The sequence below is a fragment of the Microcoleus vaginatus FACHB-2002 genome (assembly GCF_040004035.1).
Lineage (GTDB): Bacteria > Cyanobacteriota > Cyanobacteriia > Cyanobacteriales > Microcoleaceae > Microcoleus > Microcoleus vaginatus_C.
Genome location: NZ_JAMPLN010000007.1, coordinates 250,519 through 258,647, shown reverse-complemented (window position 1 = coordinate 258,647; position 8,129 = coordinate 250,519). Strand labels below are relative to the sequence as shown.

Sequence of the window (8,129 nt, the reverse complement as noted above, 5' to 3'; positions counted from 1 at the left end):
ACCCATTTGTCGCTACGAGCGACCGATGATCGGTACGAGCGACCGATGATCGGTACGAGCGACTGATTGTCGGTACGAGCGACTGATTGTCGGTACGAGCGACTGATTGTCGGTACGAGCGACTGATTGTCGGCTCAATCGCCTGATTGTCGGTATGATCGAATCAATGACGTGGCGATCGACCGTCCTCACTCTTTTAAGATACAAGGGGCGGGTTTTACCCGAAATATTTGCTAGGACTAACAGCATCGTAAACCCGCCCTTTCGCGAGGAATAAGAAAAAAATGGCAGTTTATCAAGTTCGGTTGGTGAATCAGGAACTTGCGCTCGATCGCACGATCGCAGTACCAGACGACCAGTATATCCTAGATATGGCAGAAGATGCCGGTATCCGCTTGCCGAATGGATGCAAGCAAGGAGAGTGTTCAGCTTGCGTTGTCAAACTGCTGAGCGGTGAAATCGACCAAAGCGAACAAAAGTTTTTGAAGCCGTCAGAATTGCAAGCTGGCTACGCTGTTACTTGTGTGGCTTACCCGCTTTCTGACTGCACTTTGTTAACTCATCAAGAACAAGTTTTATATCAAGCTGCTCTTTATTTTAAGTAATAGGAAATCAGTCTTTTACCATCTTTTTTTCTAGCCTAGCTGGGCGCGGATTTTGTTTGTAGAAGAGCGAATTATATTCGCCGCTCAAACCGTTATCAAAGTAGATTGGCTATGGTGTAAGGTGCATGACTCTCCAGCATCTCGGTGTTAATTGAGTAACTAAAAAGTCACGCACCCTAATGAGTATAGATAAACCCACCCTTATAAATTCAGCAATTGTAGAATCCGCTGAAGCGGAATTTCCGCCCAATCCAAGCGGTAATTAAGTTCGTAGGCTAGCTCGCCAACCGCTTTTTCCAAAATGTAAGCATCCAACAAAACTTGTAGTTCCGGTATAGATTTGGGCAAGAAATTTGCATCGGCGGCAGTCGCCAAATAACTCTTGACAAAAGTTAGGCTGACCCAGCGGTGCCAAACGTTTGCCCACTGCTGCATCTCCGGGAGATTTTCAGGGCGAATCATGCCACTTTCTACTTCATTGCGGAGTGCCAAAGTAACAGCGTAACTCAAAGATTGCAGCATTCCCGCAACATCTCGCAGGGGCGACCTCTTCATCCGTCGCTCGTTTAAGGGTCGATCGCGTTCTCCTCCGAAATCAATAATTACGAAGTCTTTGCCTGTATAAAGAACTTGCCCGAAATGAAAGTCCCCGTGACAGCGAATTCTATCGGCGGTGATTCTCAAGTTCAGAATAGACTTGAAACGTTCCATGAGCAAATCTTCGCGGTTGAGCAGCTTTTGCGCCGATTTTTGTATTTCTGGCGGCAGTTTGGACATCCGTTTTTTCAGCTCCAGCAAAGTTCTTCCTGCCACATTTCTCATGTATTGATAAATGGAACGCTGGTAAAAGGAAGTGAAGTTTTCTGGGGCAAAAGCGGGATTTTCTGTGTCAGCAGCTAAAGCGAGGTGAAGTTCGGCTGTCCGTTGACCTAAAAGTTCGGCTGATGCTAAGTAAGAGCCGATGAGTTCGCGAGCTAAGGCCGGAATTTCTAGCGATAAATCGGCTACTAGCGAGTTTTGCTGCCGCTGCTGTCCGGTCAAAGCGTTCGGTAAATAATTTTCGGGGGCCGTAGATAAATTCTCACCGGAATGCTTTGCTTCTACTGTCATTACTTGCTCGAAATAGTCCCGCAGTGTGTCTAATGTATAAGACCAAGCATCTACGCTGTCGGGGATTAATTTTTGTAGGATTCCGACTGTAAGGACTTGTTTTGCTGGTGTGTGATATTCCAATGCTCCAGCAATTGGAGCGTAGTGTTGGATCGAGTTGCGCTCTGTTAAAAAGCGTCCGATTTCTAATTCGGGGTTGATTCCTTCCTCGACTTTTCGCAATATTTTCAGGACGAAGCGGTCGCCGTAACCTGCGGATGTATTGCTTTGTTCTTTTTTGAACAGGTGAGGGTCGAGCTGCGATAAATCTTCTTCTGAGCTAAATGCACTGTCGGCAATTCCTACCAGTTGACCTGCAACACCTCTGTAACTGCGAGAATTGCCGATCGCCTCCAGCAGCGCGCTCAGAAAACCTTTGTCACCAGCAGCATCAAATAGTACCCCGACTTCCTTGGTGGTTTCTGGGAAGTGCAGGCGCGCGATCGCCCGATCGTCCACATCGCCTTTCATCTCTTCCCACCCTAAAGGCAAAACGTAAGTTTCCGGCATACCTTCAGTATAATTCAACTGCAAAAACAGAATGTAAACTTGAGATTGCTCCCCCGCACTATCTTTACATTCAATCGGTACAAGCTCACTTATTTCTAATGATTGAATTGTCCGATCTGTACCGCTAAACCAGCGATGGCGCCGCAGGTATCCCGGCAAAATATTAAGCAGCATATCGCTTAACTGACTTGTAGCAAAAGCAGTTTTCCAATTGCCTATCACCGCCAAAGTAGGCAAGTCTGTGGGAACACCGTGCAGCGAAAAATCTTCGTGTTTAACAGTAAGAGTAAACCAGTAAAACGTGTGAGGGCTCAAGCACAAAAAGTAAGGCGAGTCGCCAACGGCCGGAAACTCAGTGCGGCCGAAAATCTCCACCGGAACAGCACCTTTAAAGGGCGCAAGGTCTAATTCTGCAGTCTGGACGAAGCGCGACAAATTAGCCACTACGAGGATGTGTTCGTCTTGATAAGTGCGAACAAAAGCTAAAACTTTGCGGTTTTCCGGGTACAGAAACTCGCAAGTTCCGCGGCCGAATGCTTGGAAGCGCTGCCTAATTGCAATTAGGCGTTTCATCCACCACCAAAGAGAACTCGGATTCGCCCGCTGCGCGTCCACGTTAACAGATTCGTAGTGATATTCAGGGTCAACAATGGGCGGTGCGTACAGTCGCTGCGGGTTAGCACGGCTGAAACCGGCATTGCGATCGCCGCTCCACTGCATCGGAGTTCTCACCCCGTTGCGATCGCCCAAATAGATATTGTCTCCCATGCCAATTTCATCGCCGTAGTAAAGCACAGGCGTACCCGGAAGAGACAGCAGCAAAGCATTCATCAACTCAATGCGGCGGCGGTTATTTCCCATCAAAGGAGCCAAGCGGCGGCGGATGCCCAAATTAATTCTCGCCTGAGTGTCTTGAGCGTAAACCCGATACATATAATCTCGGTCTTCATCACTCACCATTTCCAGCGTCAATTCATCGTGATTCCGCAAAAACAAGGCCCACTGACAGTTATTGGGAATCTGCGGAGTTTGCTGGAGAATGTCGCTAATTGGGAAGCTATCTTCCATATACAAAGCCATAAATAAACGCGGCATCAGCGGAAAATGAAAGTTCATGTGACATTCATCGCCAGCAGCGTAATATTCCACCGCATCCTCCGGCCACTGATTCGCCTCAGCAAGCAGCATCCGGTTCGGGAATTTCTCATCTACGTGCTTCCGCAAGTGCTTGAGGAATACGTGAGTTTCTGGCAGGTTTTCGCAGTTAGTACCTTCGCGCTCATACAGGTAAGGCACCGCATCCATTCGCAGTCCGTCTACTCCCAGTGCCAACCAGAAATCTACCACATCTAAGATAGCTTGGCGGACGGCCGGATTGTCGTAATTCAAATCGGGTTGGTGGGAATAAAAACGGTGCCAGTAATAAGCTTTTGCTACCGCATCCCAAGCCCAATTAGACGTTTCAAAATCTTGGAAAATAATCCGAGCATCTTGATATTTTTCCGGCGTGTCGCTCCACACATAAAAATCTCTTTCGTTACTTCCTTTCGGGGCGCGGCGCGCTCGCTGAAACCAAGCGTGCTGATCGGAAGTGTGGTTGACAATTAACTCAATAATGACTCGAATTCCCCGCTGGTGCGCTGCTTCTAAAAGGTCTTTAAAATCCTCTAATGTGCCGTAAATCGGGTTGACGGTAGTATAGTGAGATGTATCGTAGCCGTCGTCTCGGAGCGGCGACGGAAAAAATGGCAGTACCCAAATTGCTGTTACTCCCAAGTTTTGCAGGTAATCCAGTTTTTCAGTCAGTCCTCTAAAGTCGCCGATGCCGTCTGCATTGCTGTCGGCAAAAGCCCGAACAGGTACTTCGTAAATAATCGCATCTTTGAACCACAACGGGTCGTTATTTAAGATTGAGTTTGGCATGATTTGTAGCGAGGATTGGTCATTGGTAATTTGTACTTAAAATTTGGTAATTGGGATTTGTTAGTTCCCACCCAAACTGATAAATCATAACTTATAATTTGGCCGCTATTCCTCATGCTAGCGGCAGACTTTTAATCGTAATTTATTAACGCAAAACTTATAATTTCTTAACTATAAAATCTCAACAAGCTGTTTTGCTATTTCGGATACAGTTCACAATTCCGATACAGATGCGCGGTGCACACCCGAAAGACCGGTGCGCGGTGCACACCCTACCAAGGCGTGTCAACTTAAGCCTGAAACTCCTCTGTATCTCTCGCTGGTAGCCCAGTCTAAATCCCCCTTGATAAGGGGGACTTTGAGAACACTCTTGTCCTCCCCTTATTAAGGGAGGCTAGGGGGGATCGAGCCCTTGTTCACACTAAGCGCACCCTACAGACTCAGGATGAGGTGCGGTATTTACTACCTGCCGGACGGTTGCCACGACAGTACAGTACCTTGACGTTTATTACAAGCTTTCGTTACATTAGTTTACATAAAGCAACAAAAGTTAAGGAAAAAGCAAATATGGCTATTGTAATCGCTCTTTTAATCGTCGGTTGGGTCGCTGCCTCAGTAATTGGCACTCAAGCATATTTCCTCGGAGAACAGTCAAAGCCCATCCACGAGCGGAATTGGAACGATGAATCTTTTGAACAACTGGCAAAATCAGTGACGGGAACAGAAATTGATTACCGCGTTCGCGTTCCTGCCTACAGCATGGATGCCTATGGCAGCCGCACCATGTCTAATTCTTGACATATTTCACCATTTTTAATAACAGGCAGGATGCCTGTTCCACAAGAAAATTGATTGTTTGTGGAACAGGCATCTTGCCTGTTCCAAACTATTCGGCAACTACAAACTGTTACCTGTCAGCGCTGGGCGAGAATCTTTTTTGCGAAATTGCAAAGAGTTATTTTCACAGTCGATCGCAATTGTATCGCCCTCCACAAACGCATTTTCCAGAATCTTGTTTGCCAGCGGGTTTTCCAGCTCCCGCTGGATAGCGCGTTTCAAGGGACGAGCGCCGTAAACCGGGTCATAACCGACATCTGTGATATGGTTTTTCGCCGCATCCGACAGTTCCAAAGTAATTTTTTGCTCGGCCAACAAACGCTCGATCCGCTTCACTTGGATACTGACTATTTGCCGCAGTTCGACCTTGCTCAAAGTGTGGAACAAAATTATCTCGTCCACCCGATTGAGAAATTCGGGTCGGAAGTGCGATCGCAGCGCTGTCATCACCCGTTTTAACATCTGCTCGTACTCTTGGTCTGTCTCCCGTTCTTGAGTCAATAAATTTTCATTTTCGCTCTTGTTTTCAGTCTTGTTTTCACTCTTAGTTACAGTATCAACATCGACTCGCTCCGCCGACACCTCAACAGTACCATCGGCAGCCACTTTATAATCTGTCTTTTGACTTGACAAATCTTTCGTTTCCTGCTTCCGACTAGCAGGTTTTTTGACGGTTTTTTCCTTCTTAGTAAACACGTCTAAAATGTGGTCGCTGCCGATATTGCTAGTCATCACAATTACGGTATTTCTAAAGTCAACCACTCGACCTTGAGAATCGGTAATTCTGCCGTCATCCAACACTTGCAGCAAAATGTTAAATACGTCGGGGTGCGCTTTTTCCACTTCGTCAAACAGCACTACCGAATAAGGATGTCTCCGCACTGCTTCGGAAAGTTGTCCCCCTTCATCGTAACCGACATATCCGGGAGGAGCTCCTACCAACCGGGAAACGCTGTGCTTCTCCATGTATTCCGACATATCGATGCGGACGATCGCATCATCGCTGTCAAACAAAAACTCCGCCAACGCCCGCGCTAACTCAGTTTTGCCGACGCCTGTGGGGCCCATAAACAAGAAAGAGCCGATCGGCCTTCCGGGGTCTTTCATGCCCGCCCTAGCGCGCCGAATTGCCGCTGCCACGGCTGTTACAGCTTCCTCTTGACCGATAACTTTTTGGTGCAAGTGTTTTTCCAATTGCAGCAATTTTTGGCGTTCGGACTCTAACAATCGGTTAACCGGAATGCCCGTCCATTTAGCGACAATTTCTGCAATATCGCCCTCAGTAACTTTTTCGCGCAGCAGGGAAGAACCTTGAGCTTGCTGTTTCAAAAGTTCCGCTTCTTTGGCTTCGCGATCGCGCACCGCAGTTTCCAGCTTGCCGTACTTTAACTGTGCGGCTTTATTCAAATCGTAAGCCCTTTCTGCTTGTTCGATTTGGACTCGCAGTTGGTCTTCTTCTGCTTTCAATTTATTGATTGCATCCAACAACTGCTTTTCGCCCAACCACTGAGAGGACAATTTTTCCTGCTTGACTTTTAAAATGTCAATCTCCGATGTGATGCGTTCGACGCGGAAGCCGAGCCCAGGGGCTAGAGTACCTTTTCCTTCGCCTTCGATCGACAATTTTTCCATTTCCAACTGCATCACCCGGCGGTCGATTCCTTCCAATTCCACAGGTTTAGAGGTAATCTCCATTTTCAAGTGGGCGGCCGCTTCATCTACCAGGTCGATCGCCTTGTCCGGTAAAAAGCGATCGGAAATATAGCGAAAAGACAGAGTTGCAGCAGCTACCAGGGCCGAATCAGTAATTTTTACCCCGTGGTGGCGTTCGTAACGGTCTTTCAATCCGCGCAAAATCGAAACAGTATCTTCAACGCTGGGTTCGCCAACAAATACTTGTTGAAATCGACGTTCCAGTGCAGGATCTTTTTCAATATTCTTGCGAAATTCATCGAGAGTTGTAGCGCCGATGCAGCGCAATTCGCCTCTCGCCAACATTGGTTTTAACAAATTTCCCGCATCCATTCCCGAACCGGAACTGCCACCGCCGCCAGTGCCGACAACCGTGTGCAATTCGTCAATAAATAGGACAATTTGCCCGTCGGAATCGATGACTTCCCGCAGGACAGACCGCAATCGTTCTTCAAATTCGCCCCGGAATTTTGCCCCAGCAATTAAACTGCCCATGTCGAGGCTAAATAGCTGGCGATTTTTCAAAGATTCGGGTACGTCGCCGTTGACAATTCGCTGGGCTAAACCTTCGGCGATCGCAGTTTTTCCGACTCCGGGATCGCCAATTAACACCGGATTGTTTTTTTGACGGCGAGAAAGAACTTGTACCACGCGGCGGATTTCCTCGTCGCGGCCGATTACTGGGTCGAGTTTGCCGGCTTTGGCGGCTTCTGTCAAATCGCGGCCGTACTTGCTGAGGGCGTCGGAGTTAGCTTCGCCATCTTGATCTTGGGCTTTAGCGCTGCTGCGGCTGCCTTTCCCAGTTTCGGAATTTTTTTCTTGAGCTTTAGCAGTGGCGCGGACAGATTTGATTGCTTCTTCGAGTTTTGGTCGATCGATCGTACCGGCTGGGGGTTTGCGATCGTAACCGGGGCGGCCCGGCGGCCCGTCGCCTTTTGTCAGCAACCTGCGACCGACTCGTTCGTCTTCTACTAAACCAATTAATAAATGTTCAACGGCGATAAAATTATCTTGCCAAGCCGCCCTGGTGGCCTCGGCAACATCTAACATCACTTCTAAGCCGCGACCGAGGTATAGTTGGTCAGCGTTGGCAACTCGGGGCTGTCGTTTGGCAAAAGCATCTAACTGCTGGGCAAAGCGGGGGGCATCCACTCCAGCTTTGCTGAGAATGCTGTTTGCCTGGCCTTGCTGTTCGAGAAGGGCAATGGCTAAATGTTCAACCTCTAGCTGCTGATTGGCAAAGCGGCGGGCTACATCCTGGGATTTGACAATGGCTTCCCAGGCTTGATCTGTAAATTTGCTAGGGTCTGTTGGCTGCACGTTGGTTCCTCGCAATCAAGGGGATTCCTGTTGTTATCCGTTAATACATCGTCTCATAACCATCATAATCTTTAAACAGGATTATGAATTTAT

At 48.0% G+C, this 8,129-nt stretch carries 5 protein-coding genes; 2 read left to right on the top strand and 3 right to left on the bottom strand.

The annotated features are described in order from the left end of the window. Positions 1-12 precede the first annotated feature (12 nt). On the bottom strand, positions 13-249 hold the full coding sequence (locus NDI35_RS09290) for a hypothetical protein (protein WP_445312480.1): 237 nt from the start codon (positions 247-249) through the stop codon (positions 13-15). Positions 250-284: 35 nt separating this feature from the next. Between NDI35_RS09290 and NDI35_RS09285 the strand changes: the two genes are divergently transcribed. Beyond that, positions 285-605 carry a 2Fe-2S iron-sulfur cluster-binding protein gene (locus NDI35_RS09285; RefSeq protein WP_242724852.1) on the top strand — a complete coding sequence of 107 codons (321 nt, stop codon included), beginning with the start codon at positions 285-287 and terminating at the stop codon, positions 603-605. A gap of 201 nt (positions 606-806) precedes the next feature. Here the strand turns inward: NDI35_RS09285 and treS are convergent, their stop codons facing one another. Beyond that, on the bottom strand, positions 807-4,187 hold the full coding sequence (gene treS / locus NDI35_RS09280) for a maltose alpha-D-glucosyltransferase (protein ID WP_445312479.1): 3,381 nt from the start codon (positions 4,185-4,187) through the stop codon (positions 807-809). Between the two features lie 567 nt (positions 4,188-4,754). On the opposite strand from treS, the gene NDI35_RS09275 reads away from it, so the two are divergent. Next, on the top strand, positions 4,755-4,985 hold the full coding sequence (locus NDI35_RS09275) for a photosystem II protein, Psb35-related (protein ID WP_242724850.1): 231 nt from the start codon (positions 4,755-4,757) through the stop codon (positions 4,983-4,985). 99 nt (positions 4,986-5,084) lie between these two features. On the opposite strand, the gene NDI35_RS09270 is transcribed toward NDI35_RS09275, so the two are convergent. Continuing rightward, positions 5,085-8,036 (bottom strand): ATP-dependent Clp protease ATP-binding subunit, encoded by a 2,952-nt coding sequence (locus tag NDI35_RS09270; protein ID WP_445312478.1) that lies wholly within the window; start codon positions 8,034-8,036, stop codon positions 5,085-5,087. Positions 8,037-8,129: the final 93 nt, after the last annotated feature.

What these genes read in the sequence shown, in the direction of transcription:
- NDI35_RS09290 (WP_445312480.1), bottom strand. Translation starts at nt 249, where the DNA reads ATGCTGTTAGTCCTAGCAAATATTTCGGGTAAAACCCGCCCCTTGTAT.
- NDI35_RS09285 (WP_242724852.1), top strand. Translation starts at nt 285, where the DNA reads ATGGCAGTTTATCAAGTTCGGTTGGTGAATCAGGAACTTGCGCTCGAT.
- treS (WP_445312479.1), bottom strand. Translation starts at nt 4,187, where the DNA reads ATGCCAAACTCAATCTTAAATAACGACCCGTTGTGGTTCAAAGATGCG.
- NDI35_RS09275 (WP_242724850.1), top strand. Translation starts at nt 4,755, where the DNA reads ATGGCTATTGTAATCGCTCTTTTAATCGTCGGTTGGGTCGCTGCCTCA.